Genomic DNA, 20,615 nt, shown 5'->3' on the forward strand with positions numbered 1-20,615 from the left:
AGGATTTGCGAGGCAGTTATTACTCGTTGTTCAGTTTTCAAAGAGCAATCTATTCTTTCGTTTGTGTTGCTTGTTTTTCTTGTCGTCCGCGTGTATCTCTCGGCCGGAATTAGAATATACCATGTATCCGCCTATAAGGTCAAGCGTTTTTTGAAATATTTTAAAATATAATGTTTGACCCTGTCGATTCCTGACCCAAAAGCCTATTTTCCTTGCAGTTCCCGCCACACCTTTTTGTTGCTGTATTGACGCTCAGTACTAATATCCTTGCCGAACCATTCCGGTGCCATAAACGAATTTGCCGCCTCTTCCGATTCAAATTCAACCTCAAGGACAGACAACTCAATCTGATCATACGTGTCAATCTCGACAATGCCGCCCTGCCATTCTGCAGTTACCCGATTTTTAGTCAGCGGGATGAAGCCAAAAGCTTTGACGATCTGCTCATATATTCCCTCTGATATCGCATATTCAATCTCTTCACGGGACAAACCATTACCAAGCTTGAACGTATGCGTGTAGCTAACCTCGCCGCTGGCTAGATCAACAATGCGGCGCACGCGCAGCTCCTGACTCTCATCCATGGCCAAATAGGTTTGTTCGATTCTGTGCTCCGAGATCACTTTCAGCTTTGCTTCTTCTATTAAAGCGACTGGAAACTCAGGGAGCAAAAACTTGCGTTCAATTTCCAAAGACATGCCTAAACAGCTCCTTCGTATCTATTCCTCATCCAAAAACAATTCGTGCAGCATACTTTCCCTGTTGTTGATAAATCGTTTCATGAGCATATAATGATCGGTATCCTCCAAGGCAGTTCGCTCAATTCCCTCAGCAGTCAAATTATAAATCACCGCATCGGGATAAGCCATCAAAATCGGGGAATGGGTGGCGATAATAAATTGCGAGCGCTGCCCAACCAGCTGATGGATGCGACTAAGCATAGCCATCTGGCGAAAAGGGGAAAGAGCCGCCTCCGGCTCATCCATCATATAAAGGCCGTTTCCGTTAAACCGGTGAAGAAACGTTGCAAAAAACGATTCTCCGTGTGATTGCTGGTGGAGCGACTTGCCGCCATACGAATCAATAATGCGACCGCCTCCGCCGTCTTCACGGTCCAGTTGATCGATATTCGTCGCCAAATTGTAATAGCTTTCCGCCCGAAAGAAAAAGCCGTCCCTCGGTTTGTAGACGCTGCGAGCTAAGCGCAAATAACGATGTAGCTCGGAATGGGTGGCCTCCGTCGAAAAATTGAAGTTAATTGTTCCACCCTCCGGGTTGAAACCAAGCCCCACAGCGATGGCTTCCATTAACGTAGACTTCCCCATGCCGTTCTCGCCGACGATGTACGTGACTTTCGGATGAAACGCCAGTTCATCTAACTTCCGAATCGCATTCAAATAAAAGGGATATTCATCGAAAGTCGGAACGGTTTCCCGCAGCAGCTTCACGCTGCGCAAATAAAGACCTTGCTCATTCTGTCTCATCCGCACGCCCCCATCCCGATTATTCTCGCTCTACTCTAGCTTTTCTTTGACTCGTTAACCGCAGCATTTCTTGAATTTCTTCCCGCTTCCGCAAGGACAAGGGTCATTACGACCTACCTTCTTCTTCGTTTGAAGATCAATGACATCTGCTTGTACGGGACGGCTCACGTTATGATTGAGAACCAAGCTCGCCCTCTCCCGCTTCGCGGACAGCTCTTCCGGAGAGTAACCTTTAATTAGCCACTGCTTCGTGCTATTCATAAGAGGAACAACTAAATTCGTAAGCTCAGCAAGCACCTGCTCGTTAGGAATTTCGATAAAATCCTGCATCACTTCCAAAACCGCAGCCAGCGATTGACCATTTTTGGTGGCATCCACGCATTCCTCCGCCATCAATTCCGCTTCTTCTCGATCGATTTCATAACGCTCCAGCACATACCGGCACAGCTTCATGAATTGGCTGGTCCGCTCGACATAGTCAGGCTCTCCTGCCTTCAGAAGCTGCTGCTTCGTAAATGGGCAAAAATCAAGATCATGCCTGCGCGTTTGTTCAGCAATAATCTTCTGTGGATTTTCTGCCCAAACATTCGAGACGGTCATGTCCTCGTTGACAATAACCTTCTCATAATAAAACTGAGCATCAACGATGATATTCATGAGATCATAGGCAGCAAGAGGGTGATCTTCCTCTGTAATCATAAAGGATTTAAGCTTATCAACCGTGAGCGCTCCATAATAGAAAACCAAACCCTGCGACAATTGAATCCACTCTGTGTTGCGGTTGATAATGGGATGATCCCTAAATAGGTCTTCCTCCTGAAGATAAGCTAACAGCTCAGTAGGCATGAGCAAGACGTGTTTGCCATCAACAGTTGCCGGAAAAAGAATACCGCGCTCGCGGAAATATTCATACTGCTGCAGCTCAAGCAGCGGCTTGTCCCAAATGCCGCCACTTTTCACAATCCGCTGCAAGAGCTTTATTCTGTTCTGATCAAAAAAGCGAGTAACCTCGGCCAGGTGCGCCGGAATTTTCTCAGACAGCTTCTCCACAAGGCCCTGCTTATTCAGTGAGCTAAGGTTGCTAATTTGCAAATTCGTACGAATATTAGTGAGCTGCTGCTTCGAGAGTGTTCCCAATGCCTCCGAATACGAAAGGGGGAAGGTAAGCTGCGGCCAAAATTTATCCAAGGCTTTATCCTGCATTGTTGTCATCATAATCTCCTAAATCTTCATCGTATTTCAATCTTTTCTATCAATTATAACGCTATTCCCAAAAGATATGCAGGTTCAAAGATAACAAAATTCGACGTTGGAATCAAACAAAATCGTTTTTCAACCGCATAGGTTAGCCCAAAAGCACTCGCTTTTCACCAGAACATTGGATCTTTTTGCACAAGCATGAGATTGCTTAGCTCAATAAAAAAGAGACGGTATCCAGGAGGCATGATTCGCTCTCGGAGACAGTCTCTTTCACAAGTTGTATTCATCGTTTTTCCACGCTTTTGGCGCTAAACAGCGAATTCAGCTGCTCTAGCATATTGCCGCCGCCAGTCAGTGATATCGTGCCGATCTTCTCACAAATTTTCTCTACAAACTCCAGCTCCTTCAGACGATACAGCGTCACATTATCATCCATCAGCTTCGCCGTATTCAAGAGGCTCCTTGTCGAAGCCGTCTCCTCGCGGCGCATGATCAGATTGGCTTGCGCCTTCTTCTCCGCCAGAAGCACCGTATTCAGAATATCCTTGATATCGCCCGGCAAAATGATATCCTTCAAACCCGCTGATATAAACTCCACGCCGTAATGCTCCTTTTGCTCATTCAGGCGAGTCAGCACGAATTGGGCGATTTCCTGCTTCATCCTCAGCAAATCATCAAGCTTCAGCGTACCGACATACTCGCGCAAAATCAGCTGCAGCAAAATATAAATCTGCTCCTCGAACGATTTGATCTGAAAGACCTTGAGCGGATTTATTACCTTATATTGGCATACAAAGTTGAGCCGCAGCGTCACCTTATCCTCCGTCATGATTTCTTGACCGGTCATGTCGAGCTGCAGCTGCCGCAGGTCGATCGTCTTCAACTGCACGCTCGTCGGGCCTTTCCAGAAATAATAACGGCCTGGTCGAAGTTCACGCTGAAGCATGTTGTTGTAAAACAACAGACCTGATTCATAACTAGCCACTTCGAGTATCTGTGTATAGCCCTGCAGCTTCGCGAGCAGCGAGCGGTCAATTTCTGCTGGAATCTCCGGATTTCGAATATCGACCCGAATAAACGTATGTTTTTTCATCACATTCCAGAAGGCATATAGCCCGGCCGTGAGCAGCGAGTGGAATTTGCCGTCCTCAAAATGCAGCACATACTCATAATCCTGCACGTCTGCGATCGTAAGCTCCTCTGCCAGCTGGGAATCCTGTAGAAACAGGTTCAGCTCCTTATTGGGAACAGCAAAACGCTTGGCTACATGTTGCAAAATAACGCTATCGTCCGTAAAAGCCAGATGGCGGTAAACGCCCGGCTGCAAAAGCTTAATATAGCTGCCTTTTTTGAAAAGCAGACCGCGCTCGTCGTTTTTGATGATGACTTTTTTAAACATGAATTACACCTCTTTACGGTTTTAGTGACCTGTTTAACAGGAGATCTCCTGCGGCTAGGCCGGAATCTGGCTTAAGAAAGAAGGTGATCGGCTTTGCAACTTCGTCATTCAATGCCTCAATAAAATGCAACTTCCATTAGATTGTAAGCAATGTCTACCTTCATTGTAAGAGGCCGCCCGCTCCCATCGGTATCCGCCGATTGCATAGGCATCACTGCAGTGAACGCTTCAAAAGCCGTTCTGAGACCTCCTGTTGCAGGTCTGTAGCTGCTTCAAGTTTGTTCTCCTTTGGAGGGAGTCATCGTTACTCTACCAGAGAGTTATCGCGGATTAGGCGATAGCCAAGGGATTCGAACCCATGATTGTGGAGATCCAGTCGATATGAATCGTACAGCATACAAGCGCATAGCATGCGCGAGCACTGCGGGACTCTATCAAATCCCTGCCAAGGTACGCCATTCGCACATGAACCTCATCTATTATTGAAATGATCTTTAATAGCGGAAGGATATACTCTTATATTTTAAAAAATCTAAATTCCCTTAATAGCAGCCATCGGCTTGCATTTGGCGACGACAGCCGCAAGTGACGCACCTACGACACTGTCAATGATCTGATCGACATCTTTGTAGGCCTGCGGGCATTCGTCAAGAATCGTCTGCAGCGACTGGTGGTTGACTACAATTTCGTCGTCCGTGCCGACCTTCAAGGAATGCTCGAACTCGTCAATCGTAATCAACTGCTTCGTTGCTTTCCGCGATCTGACCCGCCCTGCTCCGTGGCAAATGGAATAGAAGTTTTTTAAGCCTTCCTCTTTCCCCACCATAATATAGGAGGAAGTTCCCATCGAGCCTGGAATAAGGGCGGGATGCCCTGTCTCCTTATAGGAAGGCGTGTTCAAGAAATGGCCGGGCGGAAGCGCGCGCGTCGCTCCTTTGCGATGAACGAGCATCGGCTGGTTGCGGTGAAATTCCTTCAGGGCATAATTGTGCATCAGGTCATAAAGAACAGGCAGCTCCTGCTCCGCTCCGAATACATCCCGGAAGGCTTCGCGAACACCGTAGGCAATCATATGCCGATTGCTTACCGCAAAGTTGAGCGCAGAGTACATGAGATTCAAATAGGTTTGCCCTTCCTGACTTGCAATGGGAGCATAAATCAAGCTTGGGTCGGGATTGCTCACGCCCCACTGCTCCATCGCTTCCTTGATCGCTTTGTTGTGCTCGCGGCCGACCATCCCGCCCCATGAACGCGAGCCAGAATGGATCATAACGATGACCTGCCCATCGAACAAGCCCCATTTTGCAGCCAATGCCGCATACTCCTCATTGATCTCCAAATATTGAATTTCAATAAAGTGGTTCCCGCTTCCGAGCGAACCTAGCTGTCCCCGAGCATATTTTAATATTTTCGGAGGCAGGTGGTTCAAGTAAGTCTCGTCAAAAGCAAAATGGGATTGCTCCACATGGGTCAGCCACTGCTCATCAGGCACATATTTTGCAGGTAGCCCCTTCAAACCGTGCCGCACGACGCTCATGACGTCAATGTCTTCATAATTCGTATTCGTACGTTCATTCGTCGGCACGTATTTCTCAATTGCTGTAATCAACGCTCTCCGCACGGCCTTGTCTTGAATATCCCGTTTATGAAGTGAAGTCGTATGGACCCGCATTCCGCACCCGATATCCGAACCAACGATCGAAGGGGATACGCAGCCATCCTTCATTCGCCATACCGCTGTCGTTCCAATGCACGTTCCGATGCCAACATGGGCATCAGGGGTATAACTCATATATTGATTCCGAGGAATTTGCAAATTATGGTCAGCCATTTCAAATACTTTATCGCCAAAGGTGGCAAAGATCTCATCGTTAGCAAATACATGAAGCCTACCATGCTTCAGCTCCATTTCGTAGTGATTATCACCGTGTTTCTTGTGCTTCATCAACATTGTAAAACCTCCCGTGCTTCTTCTTCAGTCGTTGCGGCTTGCTGCCGCCTTACGAGTTCTATCTTCTCTTATTTAGCAGCTTACGAACATGGCGAAAGTATTACGACAATGGAAAATTTTCCTTTTTGCCCAAATCCGAATTTATCCTGATAAGATAGAATGACAATACCGTTTGGAAACGGGGGACACACGGATATGGCAAGAGAAAGCTTCGATAAGGAAATCCAGTTTTTGCGCATGCTCGCCTTAACGAGCGGTGCATATAATCGGCAGCAGTATGCCGAGCGGCTCGGCATTTCCGTACATACCTTCGATAAAACGATCAAGCGTCTGAAAGAAGTGGTGAGTGCTGTCCATCAACAGCTCCCGGAAGACAAAGGGAAGGAATTCGCCCAAACGATGCGTTACAGCTACATGGACTCCAGCGACCCGATGCTGCTTTTTCTTTTCCGGGCCAAATCGCTTAAGGAATCGGAGAGCCAGCGTCTTTCGCTGCTGCTAGCCGCTATGCAAGATAAGGCTTTGACGGCGATGGAACTGCTTGACCTGTGCTGCGGCAGCATGCCCGCTGACCTTTCCCTTCCAGACGAGAAGACCATTCGAGGCGATCTAAAATATTTGGAGCAGGTCGGCGTCATCAAAAAAGAAACAGGAGCGCGTCCCTTCCGCTACCAGATCCATAATGAAATGGTACGAGAGCTCTCTCATGAAGAGCTTCTGGATTTATATGATTTTGTAGATATGATGGCCAGTACCCAGGTCCCTTCCGTACAAGGCTATTTGCTCCGCGATGGACTTAAGAAGCATATGGCAAGGCAGCCGGAAGCGGATAGTGCAGCAGCTCCCTTCTTATATAAATACAACTACTACTCCCGTATATTGGATGAAGCGCATCTCTTCACGCTGCTTGGTTCCATTCGGCAACGCCGGATGGTTAGTTTTCTCTACTTCTCGCCCAAGAAGGATACGAGCTACGCATCCAAAAACACAAACCCGCTATTCGAACGCGATACCGAAGGCATGCAGGAGACCATGCTCCCGATAAAGGTTATCTACGATCACCAATATGGGCGCTGGTATTTGCTAGGCCATCATCCCGGTGGAGCGATTAGGAAATATCGAATCGAAGGCTTAACCCAAATAACCTTAGGCAATGAAGTTGCCGCAGAGCTGTTTGAGGCTAGGAAGCTTGAGCTTGAGCAGCGTATTCAGCATAGCTGGCTTATTGATACGGGTAAACCCGTTAAGGTTCGCGTTCGTTTCTTCCATCCTGGCCTGGGCATTCCAGATTTCGTTAGGGAACGCGTGCTGCTGCAAGGCCAATGGGGTGAAATTGTAGAGGAGGAGGAAAATTCCTTCGTCTATGAAATCGAGGTTAACGGTACGATTGAAATTAAGCCCTGGATCCGAAGCTTCGGCTCCAGCTGCGCGGTGCTGGCACCTGAGAAGCTGAGGCAAGAAATGATTGCCGAGTGGAAGGAGATCAGAGCGTATTATGAATCCATTTGAGAAAATATTTAATTATCAAATTCTGTCCCGACTAGAGGATTCCGGCACCTTTATGATTACGACGCATGAGCGCGGATGGCTGAAGACGATGCTGGAGCATCCGGCGGCCTCCGAAGCCTTTTTGCCGGAAACGCTCGGCCGGCTACAGCTTATGGTAGAACAAGACCAAACGATAGACCGAGACGGACTGCTTCACAAAGCTGCCAGCAAGGAATCCCATGTCTATCATCCCTATATCCGCCCTTTAAGAAAGGCGATTTCAGGAAAACAGCTGCTCCAGTTGAGCTTTAGCATGAAAGACGGACGAATCTCGCTGAAGCAGGACTGTTTTCCATATAAACTCGAGTATTCCATGGTGAAACGGGAGTGGTATTTGCTCTGGTACCATATCCGCAATCGGATGTTAATGAGCACCAAGCTGCAGAAGATTACAGAAATGGAGCCTCAAGCCCATACGGCTGAGGACTATGAATCGCTGGCATCCAAGGCCGCTACCCTGCTCAAAAAACGCAGCTCCAGCGCTACCATACGTGTTGTGCCAGCCTATAACGGGGAGCTGTCACGCATCCTTTATGCTTTCTCTTGTTTCGAGAAAGAAGTAAGCTTCGATGAGGAGTCTGGCGAATATACGATTCGTTTGTTTTTCTCTGGCGGCGATATTGAATATGTCCTCTCCAAAACCCGTTTTCTGGGAAAGCGTGTGCGTGTCATGGAGAGCGGGCATATGCGTCGCCGTATGCTGGAATCTGCAACGAAGGCACTCGGACGCTATGGGCAAGAATCCATCTAGTGCCCGCAGGTGGAGTCTTCTATATCCCCTAGCGGTTAAACTCACTTTTTGACGAAAAATTTTATTTATAATTATTATAATTTGATATTGATTTTCCGATGGAACACGATAACATATTAGGTGAAGGGCAAGCATACAAAATAGACGAGGTGAATCTATTATGAGTACAGAGAAGAACAAGCTTACGACCAGTTCAGGTGCTCCCGTTGGGGATAACCAAAACTCGATGACCGCCGGATCACGCGGCCCTACGTTAATTCAAGATGTGCATCTGCTGGAGAAGCTGGCGCACTTCAATCGGGAGCGTGTTCCCGAACGCGTCGTTCATGCCAAAGGCGCAGGTGCACATGGCTACTTCCAAGTTACGCATGATGTCACGTCTTACACCAAAGCAGATTTTTTGTCCGAAGTAGGCAAACGCACCCCTATGTTCATTCGTTTCTCCACGGTAGCCGGCGAGCTCGGATCAGCCGATACAGTCCGCGACCCGCGCGGCTTCGCTGTGAAGTTCTACACCGAGGAAGGCAATTACGATTTAGTCGGCAACAACACGCCTGTATTTTTCATTCGCGATGCCATTAAGTTCCCTGATTTCATCCATACGCAAAAGCGCCATCCGCAAACCCATTTAAAAAACCCGAACGCGGTATGGGATTTCTGGTCCTTGTCGCCGGAATCGCTCCACCAGGTAACCATTCTTATGTCGGATCGCGGCATCCCCGCTACCTTTAGACATATGCATGGTTTCGGAAGCCATACCTTCAAATGGGTCAACGGCGATGGGCAAGCGGTATGGGTCAAATACCATTTCAAAACCGAACAAGGGGTCCAGAACATTTCCAACGAGGTTGCTGCCAAAATCGCCGGAGAAAATCCCGATTATCACACTGAGGATTTATTCAACGCCATCTCGGAGGGCAATTTCCCGGCATGGAGGCTGTATGTGCAAATTATGCCGGTCGAGGATGCGAATACATATCGCTTCGATCCCTTCGATGTAACGAAGGTCTGGTCTCAAAAGGATTATCCGCTCATTGAGGTTGGCCGCATGGTGCTCGACCGCAATCCGGACAACTATTTTGCCGAGGTGGAGCAAGCGACGTTCTCTCCCGGCTCTTTCGTTCCCGGCATCGAGGCGTCACCGGACAAAATGCTGCAAGGCCGCTTATTTGCCTATGCGGATGCCCATCGCTACCGCGTGGGCGCCAATCACAGCCAACTGCCCATCAACCGCCCTACCGCTCCGGTGAACAATCATCAGCGCGACGGCCAAATGCGTGCGGATGGCAATGGCGGAGCATCCATCTATTACGAGCCGAACAGCTACGGCGGACCAACGGAATCGCCTGAGCACAAGGCGTCTCCATTCGAGGTCACCGGCCATGCGGACAGCGTCGGTTACGACCATCACGACCACTATACGCAAGCTGGTGACCTGTATCGCCTGATTAGCGATGAGGAACGTGCTCGCTTGATCGATACGATTGTTGGCGCTATGAAGCCCGTTGAGAAGGATGAGATCAAGATTCGTCAAATTAGCCACTTCTACAAAGCAGACCCTGATTATGGGCAGCGGGTTGCCGAAGGGCTAGGTTTGTCCATCACTCAGGAGCTATAAAGGGACTTATTCTCTTATCTTGCTTATTGCTATACAAGCTTACGCAAAACCGCAAAGGGGACGGCTCCATGAGCCGTCCCCTTCTCTATGACTTGATTTACTGAAACGGGTAAATCCAAAAACGTTCGGTTCCGTAACGAGCCTGAATCTCCTCGTCCTCCAACGGTTTGTTTCCCATTAATTCAGCCGCTTGGAACTGTGAGCGATGTGCCTGGATCGAGGCTATTTTTTGCTGCAAAAAGAGTTTGACATCATTGATAAGCATTGGCTTGCCGATCACCTGCTGATGGTTTTTGGAGAAAGCGACACAATAAACGATTGGCCTTTCCTCTTTAGGGAGCCTTCCAATCGTACGAACCACAGCTTCTCCACAAGCATCATGATCGGGATGGACACTATGCCCTGGATAAAAGGTGTAGACGATCGACGGCTTCAGCTCTTCTATCAAACTTAGAATTTGACCGTCCAGCCGGTCCTGATCCTCGAATTCAAGCGTTTTATCGTGAAAACCCAGCATTCTGAGATCCTGAATGCCGATGGCACGGCAAGACTCTTCCAATTCGATTTTGCGAATAGCCGGCAGTGTCACTCGATTGGCAAACGGCGGTATCCCCATATTCCGGCCCATTTCCCCAAGCGTCAGGCAGGCGTAGGTGACATATGCGCCATCTTGAATATGCTTGGCGAGCGTTCCCGATACCGTAAAAGCCTCATCGTCCGGATGCGGCAGAATGACCAAAATATGTTGTCCCATTGCTTCGTTCCTCTCCTCTCCCATTAGAATGGCACCCGGCTTAATTGCAGCGAAACAATCAGCTTTCCTTGTCCATCATGTCCAGCTAGAAGCAGCCGATCCGTTTCAGTCTCTTCCCAGTGGGTAAGCCCCTCAGAGTAAATCCATCCCTGTTCCATCTTCAAACCGACCCGAAAAGGTCCGCTTCCTGCTATAGACCCATGCGAATAACGAATCGCAGCATTCGTAATGAAATTAGCGGCTGGATGCTTCGAGCTATCGAGATGGGCAGCGTAAGCCCCCGTTGTCATTTCAAGATGAATATAGAGATCCTCATCCTTGAAACCATCTATCATCTGCTGGACCACTTGTTGATTAATTAGCTGCAAGGCTATCCCTCCCCCTATATCAGCGGTAATCTTTCATTACTGATATTGAGATTATTTTAACACACTTATCCTTAAAGAAATAATGTATCTCTTATACTTGAAGCAGCCGAATGAAGACAGTTAAATGTCACCTCAATCATATAAAGCCTCGTTCTCCTGAATAAGGAAAAATACCTAAATTAGAGTAGTTCCATAGAACTAGCTTGTCTTGGATATATATGCTATACTAGCTTTCAAATTTATAGTGGGTGAATAAGCTGGACTTTATCCAAGGAGGTGACAAGCGTAAAACAGCTGTATTCCTCTCACCCAAACCTTGTACAAACCTAACCCAACTGACAACAGGAGGCTACCATGCGAAATTTATCGATTAGCAAAAAATTACTCTCCGGATTTATATCCGTTCTTCTATTACTAGTCATCATCATGTCTATCACGTTAGTGCAGTTATTGTCTCTTGATCGTACATATTCAGAATTAATAGAAGATCGAACAGCGAAGATGCTGCAAATTAAAGATATGGTCATTGCGGTGAAATCCGAGCAGGTAGCCCTTCAGGTGTATATCCAGCTCGGCGATGAAACGTCATTTAACGCGGTCACCGCCTCTCATAATAACTATGTGCAAAAAAGCAAGGAGCTTGGAGCCTCCATATCTACGCCTACCATAATTGAATTGCTTAAACAAGCGGATCAAGTCGAGGATGATTATTTTAAGCTTGCGGAACAAACCATGGAGTTGAAAAAGCAAAATAAAGCAACGGAAGTTAATTCTCTCTTATCGAATCAAGGACGCACGCTCATCGCACGTTTCGAGAGCCTGTTAACCGAAATGGAAGCTTATCAACAACAGCAATTAGAGGCAGGAAATGCAAATGCAAGCAAACAGGCCGACGAGGTTGCCGATCTGGTTATCATCCTTGGCGTTATTGCCCTTGCTTTAGGGGTAGGCATCGCCTTATTAATGGGACGCCTCATTACTAGGCCCCTTGTCGAAGTGACCAAGGCCGCGGAAAAAATTGCAAGCGGAGATCTTACGGGCAAACCGATGATGATGAAAAACAACGATGAGATTGGCATGCTGGCTAGCTCATTTAATATGATGTCCAACAATCTGAGATCGCTTATTCGTCAGGTAAGCAAAAATGCGGAGCATGTGGCCTCTTCTTCCGAGGAATTAAGCGCCAGCGCAGAGCAAACCTCAACGGCGACCGAGCAAATCGCAACGACGATTCAAGAAGTCGCGACAGGTGTCGATCTGCAGGTTCAACTCACGCACGGCAGTCTCCAAACCATTAACGAATTATCAATCGGATTCCAGCAAATCGCAAAAAACACGCAAACCTCATCCAGCAAGGCTGCTGAGGCAGCAGAAAAGGCTTTGTCGGGTAACGATTCCATTCAAACAGCCATTACCCAAATGGGCTCTATTAATGAAACGGTCACCGGGTTAGCCGATGTCATCGCGGAGTTGAATGGACAATCCAATGAAATCAACCAAATTGTAGGTGTAATAACGGAGCTTGCCGCACAAACGAACCTGCTTTCTCTCAATGCGGCAATTGAGGCCGCAAGAGCCGGCGAACACGGACGCGGCTTTGAGGTTGTCGCTTCGGAGGTGCGCAAGCTCTCTGCGCAATCCGCTCAGTCCGCCCAACAAATTACGGCGCTTATCTCTTCGATCCAGCTTGGTATGAGTAGAGCCGTTCATTCGATGGAAGCTGTAACGAAAGAGGTCCATGCCGGCATTAGTGTTGTCCATACGGCCGGTCAGTCCTTTGAATATATTCAGCATGCCGTTCATGACGTCGCTATTGAATCCGAGGAGGTTTCTGCAGCGGTTCAGGAGATGACAGCGGGCGTCGATGAAATGACCAGCGCGATGAAGACCATCTCAGAGGTAACCGAGAACTCGGCCGCAGGCACGGAGCAGGTAACCGCCTCTACCCAGGAGCAGTTGTCCTCTATGGAAGAAATAAGCGCCGCTTCCAACTCGCTTGCCAAGATGGCCGAAGAGTTGCAGCTTACGGTAAGCCGATTTAAAGTCAGCTAATGGCATTACCCCCATACAGCTGAAACTTGAAATCCCCAGCTCCTACATGTGAACCATTTTGTGGTATACTGCTAAAATAATAAACAGCAGGAGGATTTCGCGATGAAAATTTATGTCATTCAATCGTTTAATGAAGACGGGCTGGAAAATGTATATGTAGGTGACGACGAGGAAAAAGCATTATCGCTCAAAGCCGCCGACTTTGACCATTGCGATGCGCTGTTCGTCGAGATTTGGGAGGATGGCGAGAAAACCGATGATTTCCGTCTCATTGAATCTCCTGAGGATGAAGACGGAGAAGCAGATAGCGAAACAGAAAGCTAAAACAGCTTAGAAAAAGAATAGGTAGCCTTGCAACCTTTTGTCGAACACTGTCGTCTAGTGTTCGACTTTTATTTTTTAAGGAGCGACATACATAGTGAACATGAAAAAATCCTTTTCCAAAATGGCCGTAATCGCGCTAACCTTGTCCCTGCTGGCCGCGGGCTGCAGCGACTCAGGCAAAAACGCAGCAAGCAGCAGCAACAATGCGGGCACTAACTCCAATGAGAATGCAGCAACCGAGCAGCCAACCGTAAACCCTTCAACGGATGAACCACTCGCTACGGAGCAGCCAGAGGTCAATACCGAAACCAGCGAGCCATCAGCTACTACAGCGCCTACAGAAAGCGATCAAGCAGTAAAGGATAACGAATCATCGGCAGTAAAGCCTGCTGCCACCGCCAAACCAACGAATAAGCCTGCAGCGACAGGCAAACCTGCTGCTACAGCCAAGCCAGTAGCAACTGCTAAGCCGACACAAAAACCAACTCAAAAGCCAACTCAGAAACCAACCCAAAAACCTAGCGCTACAACTAAACCAACTGAAAAACCAGCAGCCGCCATTAAAGCAGCCGATATTTCGAATAAAATCATAACTGACATCGAATTGCCGAGGCTAATCTCGGTTGAAGGCGAACGCATTAAGGATGTCTATGGCCTTGATGCGGACAGCCTCCTATCGGATGCGGTATTTTTACAAGCCATGATGAATACAAAAGCGACGGAGCTCGTTATCGTAAAGCTGAAAGACAGCAAAAGCTATGATGCGGTAGCCGAGGCTTTAGAAGCTCGTGCTGCAAGCATTCAGAAAACATTCGAAACTTATTTACAGGATCAGTATGAGGATGCCAAAAACTACAAAGTCGTTCGCAGCGGCAACTATGTTATGTTAGCGATCTCCAACGATCAAGATAAAGTGGTTGATATCTTTAACAGTTTCTTCAAATAAATTGCTATTCAAGCAAGCCTGGCCGCCCTCGGCCAGGTTTTTTTGTGAATATGAAACATTTGAGCCTTCTGAATCGTGTTAGGGGTGAAGGAGTCGGTGCCTATGCCGTATGAGACCACACATTCAAATGATGATTTAACAGCTCTCGTCCATCGTCATGCCGATCTGATGATGCGAGTTGCCTATACTTATCTGAAAAATACCGCTGATGCCCAGGATGTCTGTCAGGACGTTTTTATCAAGCTAGCTAAGCGGTCGGTTGTATTCTCTCAAGCCGAGCATGAGAAAGCATGGGTCATTCGGGTCACAATTAATGTATGCAAGGATTTGCTGCGGAGCCCGTGGAAGAAACTCTTCTCCCCCATCAGTGAGTCCGTTCGTTCGATCCAGAATACCAGCAATCAGGAGGTAGTCGCCTGCGTGCTCGATCTGCCCGCTAAATACCGAATTGTTATTTATCTCTATTACTATGAAGGCTACAGCACTGCCGAAATCGCCGGACTGCTGAAGCGAAACGAAAACACCGTTAGAACTCAGCTCAAGCGAGCAAGAGAACTGCTAAAAGCCTGCATGATTGGAGGATTTGTGAATGAATAGATACCGGGAAGGCATGCATGAAATAAGAGCTAGCGAAGAGATGAAGCAGCAATTCATTCAACAAACGCAGCTGCGGCTTTCTACGGGCAAATCGAAGATTATGGTTTTAATGAAAACAGCCGCCTTAACGGCAGCTGCGTGTGTCATCCTAGTAATGACAGTCCTGTTCATTTCCCCTTCTCAAATAAGCATTCAGCCTAAACCGTTTTCCGGCTTCATCATTACCGCCTATGCGGCAGACGGGACTGCGTTAATATTGAAACCAAACGTTCAGCTTCCACTTGGACAATACAGCCCGCTAATGAGCAGTGTACCCGGGCTTCCCATTACGATTGCGTCAGATGAAGCGGATGACATCGTCGTTGCGGTTAGTGAAGGCAACCTATCGTTATGGTCCCCTTCCGACTCCAAAGTGCATCCAAAAGGAAAACAGCTGCATGCCCAACCTGGCATCACGGTCTATTGGTCGCCTAGTGTCGAAGAGAACACAAAATTATTAACAAAGAAAAGCATCGTTTCCATCATCGCCTATAAAAACAATGCCGAAATCGGACGCCGCACCCTAGAGATCCAAGCTGCTGACGGGTCTTTTTACAACGGCATACTCATGGAGGACTAGCTAGAGGAATAGCCTTTCAACTGCTTTATTCCTCTATATCTGGCTCCTGAACCGAGCAAAGCCGTAACAGCGGCACATTCAAGCAAGGTCACTAACAATAAAATAAAATCTTGGCCGACACTCATACTTTCCGAACTCCAGCCAAACAGCAAGCTATTCATATGGATGAATAGAACATGTCCAAAAAAAGTAACGATACTGAACAAGCTGATGGCTTTATGAAACTTTTGAACGGCGCCGCTCCTTATCCGCAATAGGCCATAAAAGAGGAGGAGTGTATTCGGAAGCATGCTGAAGGAGAGCTTATATTCCCTCGACCAATCGCTGAATCCAAACAGCAGGAGCGTCTCAACTGCAGTCAGTACAATGGCTGCTATAATGAGCGGCTTGACTTTGAACTGCATCAAACGCTCCTCATACTTAGCGAGCAAAGCCCCGGCAATGACAAAGGTAAGGCCAAATCCGATATACCGTGTGGCAAACGAAGAGGCATACTCTAGATACACCGGATCAATGGAAGGCAAATTCGCAGCCTCGCTGCCCATTGCTCTTGATAAACTGCCGGATACAAACTGAATGGCTACAAAACCGCTAAGCGCCAACCGTACAGCAAGTCTCGTCTGTTCGGTTTGAAAAAGGACGTAAGCGATTAGCAGGCCAAAGACGAGCGGCGGAATAAACCAAAATTGAATGAACGGCCCATTCAGAAAAAAAGCCATAAACATTATTTTAGCTTGCACGAGCAGATTGCCTGCAGACAGTCCATCGTTTACTAAACTAGGTACGATATGCTGCGCGGCAAAAATAACACAGAAAAAACAATAGATGAAGAACAATCGTTTAAAATATCTATACATATAAGCGCGGGAGCTTGCGGCATGCGTCCACCCCTTGTAAGCGAGAAAACCCGCAATGACGTAGAAACAAGGCACGACGACTCGGGTTGCAAGAGCCGTAAACTGAACTAGCCTCTGGCCCGGAATAAGCTCCAGGTACCGCAGCAGCATAATGTGGGCGACTAGTACGAGCAAAGCCCCTGCCAGCTTAAATATCGTGACTCCGGGATAATATTTACGCATGTTTCCGAAGTTCTCCTATACCGCTCATCACGAGCGATTTAATCTCGGCGATAGAAATTTTCCCTGTCGGCGAGAGCGGAAATACGGGAAGAAAAACGTAATAACGCGGCAATTTAAAAGCGGATATATGCGGAGCTAAATCATTTTTCAGCTTGTCGGATGTTAGACTCGTCCCCTGCTTTGCAACTATACAGGCACATACCTGTTCCCCGTAGAGGTCATCCGGCACGCCAATGACAAGCGCTTCATCCACATCATGATGACGAAGCAGCACATTTTCAATCTCGACGGGTGAGATCTTCTCTCCACCACGGATAATAAGCCGATGCAGCCTGCCGGTTATCGTTAAATTCCTCCGATCATCCAGAAAGCCCAAATCCCCCGATTTATACCAGCCATCAGCAGTAATGCTGGCCTTATCCTGTACCTCGTTCGTATAACGCATCACACGATAGCTTCGAATGGCGATTTCGCCATGTTCATGAGGAGGCAGCGTCTCCCCCGTCTCCGGATTTAATATTTTCACCTCGACAAGCTTATCGACCCTACCGCCAATGCTGTAGGAGCCTTTCTCAAATTCCTTGTAGTGAATGAGCCCACTAAGCAGATTCGTATGCCTCAGCATGCGATATAGCAGAAGCAGAATGACATTGCTCTTGCGTTGAATAAAACAAGTTCCGTTCGCGACGGCACCGGCTTCTGAGGAGCCATAGCTAACCATAAAAAAATAGAGCTTTAAGTTCTTCATAACTTTTTGCAAAATGATATTGTTAACCGCAGCGGATGTAAAGGCTACACCCAGCAGCGAATTCAAATTATATTCATTCCGTTTCGGGGATGTGAGCATTTGCTGCACCATAAAGGGCGTGCCAATGAGCACTCTGCATCTTTCTTTCTCTACCGTGTCCAGTGCATTCAGCGGATTAAAGTGGCTGAGCATCACAATGCGAATATTACATGCCTTTAAGCTGGTAAACAGCGTGGCAAAACCGCCTAAATGATATAACGGGAGAAGATTCATAATCGAAAAATAACGAGTTATTTTATCACAGATTCGTAGAAGCATCTTATTGCTTTTCCCCGGCTCATCCGTCTGGCTCCCCGATAATAAGAATGATGCCGTTGAACGCAGCACTCCCTTCGGCACGCCGAGCGTACCTGAGGTGTACAGCAAAATAAGCGGGTCCTTAGGCGTGTTAGCTTCATATGCAGCTGTAAAACGTTGCTCGTTAATTCCTAGTCCAAGCACAGCCAGTTCAGAATAGGAACGAAAGGGGGCCGTAATGCGGGGGCCTTCCTCCAGCAAAAAGATATGGGTAGGCAACCAATCCGCTGATGTGCCATCCTTGCTATTTTCTTCTATGATCTCTTGCAGCACGGCAGGGTAATGAATATGCTGTCCCTCTGTACCCATAATCAACAGCTCAGGGCGGGCATCCTTCAAATAATTTTGAAGCTCTAATTTCTTTGAATAGGTATTTAGCGGAACTATAATAGCTCCAACGCATGTAGCAGCAAACATGGAAACGACCATTTCCATTCTGCCGGGCATAAGCAAAGCTATACGATCACCTTTCTTGATTCCCAGCTGGAGAAAACCTTTAGCTGCAAAACGAACCTCCTCCCAAATTCTGAGCCACGTATAATGCTGGTCCTCAGCCGGAAAGCTATATGCGACATCATGTGGACATTGAGCTGCCCTAGCTTGAATCAAATAAGGAATCGTATCCTTATTCATGCTACCTTTATTTTTCATCTGTATGACCCCCGCAATATATTCTTCATAACGAACTTTAAAATGAAATTTTCTACTATATTCTAGTTAAATCAAATGATTACGTATAATATATCATTTATTTAGTTCTTTATAAAGAACATTTTTATAAAAAAAATGCTGCATTGAGATGTTAGCTCTCGCTGCAGCATTTTGGTTATTTAGATGAAACAGTTGCTGTAATTGGTTTAGCGCTTGCTTTTTCTTTACCAGTCTTCGGTTCCGCACCCTTCGGGGCCTTGATCTTGCCTACGAATAAGCTAAGTGGCAGTGCGACGACTGCAACTAAAGTTGCTACCACATAGACATCATTAACACTCATCGTAAACGACATCATCTCGATATGAAGCTTATCGACATCTCCTGCTTTCATAAAGTCAGTCGCATGCGTAATCGATCTCGATGCCAACATCGTCGTGAAGATCGCAATGGCAAAGGAACCAAATACGTTCCGCGTCCAGTTCGTTATGGCCGATGCATGCCCGGATAGCTCAGCAGGAATTTGTTCCATAGCCGCGTTGCTTGACGGCATAACCACAAGTGCAATGCCGATGTTACGAACGATCATCCACCAGATAACATAAGCATGCGAAACGTCGATGCTTAACCAGCTAAGTGCCAGCGTCCCTATTGTAAGGAGCGCGATGCCGCCTGACATCAGCCAGCGCGGTCCGATAACGCCATACAGCTTGCCGACAACCGGCATCAATAGTGCCATCGCAAGCGATGCCGGAAGCAGAATCATCCCTGTATCCATCGCAGAGACATGCTGGATGCGCTGCAAGAATACCGGTGTGAGCAGCGTACCGGAATACAAGCTGATTGTAATAATATTAGAGATAATCGCGTTTAAGGTAAAACGGCGATTTTTAAATACCCTTAGATTAAGCAGCGGCGTTTCCGCCGTAAGCTCCCGCCAGATGAACAATAGCAAAGAAATGACGCCGAGCGCGAATAAGGAAATGATTTTCCAAGATCCCCAACCCCAGCTGTGGCCTTGGCCCAGCGCAAGCAGCAAGGACGAGCTGCTCATAACTACGGTCAAGAAGCCAAGCCCATCAAAGCTCTTCGGTACGTTTAAGCGATAGAAAGGAATATACGCGTAAACAAACCAGATCGCAATTATCCCAATCGGAATATTCATCCAGAACAGCCAATGCCAACTGAGATTTTCCAAAATCCATCCGCTAATCGTTGGTCCGAAGGCTGGCGCAAGCATTGCCGACAAGCCCCAGAATGCCACGGCCATCGCTTGACGTTCCCTTGGAATGACTTGATAAATAATAGACATCGTAGCCGGTATGATCAATCCGCTGAATGCGCCTTGCAGCACGCGGAAAGCAATCAATGAGCCTTCACTCCAAGCCGTAGCACATAACACCGATGCTAATGTGAAGCCGATTAAGGAAAACAAGTAAAGGCGTTTGTAGCTGAATCTCTCGCCCAAATAACCGGCAATCGGCGCCGTCGTTCCCATTGCAAGCATAAAACCGGTTAACGTCCACTGCACAGAGCTAAGCGTCGTATCAAAATGGTCCGTCAAAATCTCGAGCGCCAGATTAATTGTTGCCGACGACAATACACATAAAAAAGAACCGATAAAAATAGCAACCATGATAGGCCAGAAACGCACCTTCTGAACTTCTTCTTGATTCATTTGTTTCTCCCACACCCTCTATAAATACTTTACAGCTTAACTATTATATTTTAGTTCTAAACTAATTTCAATGGTAAGTCTCATTCATTTAAAAGATCAATACATGTAAGCGGATACTTCTGTACTTAATCAGCAAAAGCCTCGTTTCGTGGTCTTAATTGGTAAACTTGCCTGTAAACAAAAAAAAGCATTGTTCCCAAGGAACAATGACTTCCGGAAATCGTATGGTGGAGGATGACGGGATCGAACCGCCGACCCTCTGCTTGTAAGGCAGATGCTCTCCCAGCTGAGCTAATCCTCCATGGAAACAATAAAACCCACCTCATGTGGGCTGGCTTCGCCTGCGGGCAAGCCAAGCGTTTGCACGCTGAAAACTGGATACGAAAGATTAGGCTTGCTGAAGCCTTGTAGCTGCTGTCTACCGGATGTATGGGTCACAGTAAACGTGTTTAGGATAAGCCCTCGACCGATTAGTATTCGTCAGCTCCACACAT

General features: G+C 47.3%; 18 protein-coding genes and 1 tRNA gene. 8 read left to right on the top strand and 11 right to left on the bottom strand.

Annotated features, from left to right (window positions below; genetic code table 11):
• Nucleotides 1-203 precede the first annotated feature (203 nt).
• The 5 genes from E0496_RS28575 to E0496_RS28595 form a co-directional block, all read right to left on the bottom strand.
• Nucleotides 204-698 carry a CYTH domain-containing protein gene (locus E0496_RS28575; protein ID WP_141505246.1) on the bottom strand — a complete coding sequence of 165 codons (495 nt, stop codon included), beginning with the start codon at nucleotides 696-698 and terminating at the stop codon, nucleotides 204-206.
• Between the two features lie 21 nt (nucleotides 699-719).
• Nucleotides 720-1,484, bottom strand: a complete 765-nt coding sequence (locus tag E0496_RS28580; protein WP_141505247.1) for an AAA family ATPase — start codon at nucleotides 1,482-1,484, stop codon at nucleotides 720-722.
• Between the two features lie 54 nt (nucleotides 1,485-1,538).
• Nucleotides 1,539-2,696, bottom strand: a complete 1,158-nt coding sequence (locus E0496_RS28585) for a YecA family protein (RefSeq protein WP_206669898.1) — start codon at nucleotides 2,694-2,696, stop codon at nucleotides 1,539-1,541.
• Nucleotides 2,697-2,967: 271 nt separating this feature from the next.
• Complete coding sequence (locus E0496_RS28590) at nucleotides 2,968-4,083, bottom strand: slipin family protein (RefSeq protein WP_141505249.1); 1,116 nt, start codon at nucleotides 4,081-4,083, stop codon at nucleotides 2,968-2,970.
• 532 nt (nucleotides 4,084-4,615) lie between these two features.
• Complete coding sequence (locus E0496_RS28595) at nucleotides 4,616-6,028, bottom strand: RtcB family protein (RefSeq protein ID WP_421924793.1); 1,413 nt, start codon at nucleotides 6,026-6,028, stop codon at nucleotides 4,616-4,618.
• Nucleotides 6,029-6,229: 201 nt separating this feature from the next.
• On the opposite strand from E0496_RS28595, the gene E0496_RS28600 reads away from it, so the two are divergent.
• The 3 genes from E0496_RS28600 to katA all read left to right on the top strand — a co-directional run bounded on the left by E0496_RS28600 (nucleotide 6,230) and on the right by katA (nucleotide 9,951).
• Nucleotides 6,230-7,543: a helix-turn-helix transcriptional regulator gene (locus E0496_RS28600; RefSeq protein ID WP_141505251.1), complete on the top strand. Its 1,314-nt coding sequence runs from the start codon at nucleotides 6,230-6,232 to the stop codon at nucleotides 7,541-7,543.
• Nucleotides 7,530-8,333 carry a WYL domain-containing protein gene (locus E0496_RS28605; RefSeq protein WP_141505252.1) on the top strand — a complete coding sequence of 268 codons (804 nt, stop codon included), beginning with the start codon at nucleotides 7,530-7,532 and terminating at the stop codon, nucleotides 8,331-8,333. The genes E0496_RS28600 and E0496_RS28605 overlap by 14 nt, the downstream gene beginning before the upstream one ends.
• A 160-nt stretch (nucleotides 8,334-8,493) precedes the next feature.
• Nucleotides 8,494-9,951 carry a catalase KatA gene (gene katA / locus E0496_RS28610; protein WP_141505253.1) on the top strand — a complete coding sequence of 486 codons (1,458 nt, stop codon included), beginning with the start codon at nucleotides 8,494-8,496 and terminating at the stop codon, nucleotides 9,949-9,951.
• A 97-nt stretch (nucleotides 9,952-10,048) separates the two neighbouring features.
• On the opposite strand, the gene bshB2 is transcribed toward katA, so the two are convergent.
• Both bshB2 and E0496_RS28620 read right to left on the bottom strand, forming a co-directional pair.
• Nucleotides 10,049-10,705, bottom strand: coding sequence for a bacillithiol biosynthesis deacetylase BshB2 (gene bshB2, locus E0496_RS28615; RefSeq protein WP_141505254.1), 657 nt, complete (start codon nucleotides 10,703-10,705; stop codon nucleotides 10,049-10,051).
• Nucleotides 10,706-10,728: 23 nt separating this feature from the next.
• Nucleotides 10,729-11,073, bottom strand: coding sequence for a YojF family protein (locus E0496_RS28620; protein WP_139990489.1), 345 nt, complete (start codon nucleotides 11,071-11,073; stop codon nucleotides 10,729-10,731).
• A gap of 354 nt (nucleotides 11,074-11,427) precedes the next feature.
• Here E0496_RS28620 and E0496_RS28625 point away from each other — a divergent pair, with 354 nt between their 5' ends.
• The 5 genes from E0496_RS28625 to E0496_RS28645 all read left to right on the top strand — a co-directional run bounded on the left by E0496_RS28625 (nucleotide 11,428) and on the right by E0496_RS28645 (nucleotide 15,611).
• A complete protein-coding gene (locus E0496_RS28625; RefSeq protein WP_141505255.1) occupies nucleotides 11,428-13,125 on the top strand; it encodes a methyl-accepting chemotaxis protein in 1,698 nt (565 codons plus the stop codon).
• A 102-nt stretch (nucleotides 13,126-13,227) separates the two neighbouring features.
• Nucleotides 13,228-13,449: a hypothetical protein gene (locus E0496_RS28630; RefSeq protein ID WP_141505256.1), complete on the top strand. Its 222-nt coding sequence runs from the start codon at nucleotides 13,228-13,230 to the stop codon at nucleotides 13,447-13,449.
• Nucleotides 13,450-13,549: 100 nt separating this feature from the next.
• On the top strand, nucleotides 13,550-14,395 hold the full coding sequence (locus E0496_RS37015; RefSeq protein WP_277755893.1) for a DUF4358 domain-containing protein: 846 nt from the start codon (nucleotides 13,550-13,552) through the stop codon (nucleotides 14,393-14,395).
• Between the two features lie 102 nt (nucleotides 14,396-14,497).
• On the top strand, nucleotides 14,498-14,992 hold the full coding sequence (locus E0496_RS28640) for a sigma-70 family RNA polymerase sigma factor (protein ID WP_141505258.1): 495 nt from the start codon (nucleotides 14,498-14,500) through the stop codon (nucleotides 14,990-14,992).
• On the top strand, nucleotides 14,985-15,611 hold the full coding sequence (locus tag E0496_RS28645; protein WP_141505259.1) for a hypothetical protein: 627 nt from the start codon (nucleotides 14,985-14,987) through the stop codon (nucleotides 15,609-15,611). The genes E0496_RS28640 and E0496_RS28645 overlap by 8 nt, the downstream gene beginning before the upstream one ends.
• Here the strand turns inward: E0496_RS28645 and E0496_RS28650 are convergent.
• The 4 genes from E0496_RS28650 to E0496_RS28665 form a co-directional block, all read right to left on the bottom strand.
• Complete coding sequence (locus E0496_RS28650) at nucleotides 15,608-16,690, bottom strand: acyltransferase family protein (RefSeq protein WP_141505260.1); 1,083 nt, start codon at nucleotides 16,688-16,690, stop codon at nucleotides 15,608-15,610. The two genes, E0496_RS28645 and E0496_RS28650, sit on opposite strands and share 4 nt — an antisense overlap.
• Nucleotides 16,683-18,446 carry a class I adenylate-forming enzyme family protein gene (locus tag E0496_RS28655; RefSeq protein ID WP_141505261.1) on the bottom strand — a complete coding sequence of 588 codons (1,764 nt, stop codon included), beginning with the start codon at nucleotides 18,444-18,446 and terminating at the stop codon, nucleotides 16,683-16,685. Before E0496_RS28655 ends, E0496_RS28650 begins: the two co-directional genes overlap by 8 nt.
• Nucleotides 18,447-18,621: 175 nt before the next feature.
• Nucleotides 18,622-20,121 carry a DHA2 family efflux MFS transporter permease subunit gene (locus tag E0496_RS28660; RefSeq protein ID WP_141505262.1) on the bottom strand — a complete coding sequence of 500 codons (1,500 nt, stop codon included), beginning with the start codon at nucleotides 20,119-20,121 and terminating at the stop codon, nucleotides 18,622-18,624.
• Nucleotides 20,122-20,346: 225 nt separating this feature from the next.
• Nucleotides 20,347-20,422: transfer RNA gene (locus E0496_RS28665), tRNA-Val, on the bottom strand.
• Nucleotides 20,423-20,615: the final 193 nt, after the last annotated feature.

The sequence above is a fragment of the Paenibacillus luteus genome, assembly GCF_006542765.1.
Lineage (GTDB): Bacteria > Bacillota > Bacilli > Paenibacillales > Paenibacillaceae > Pristimantibacillus > Pristimantibacillus luteus.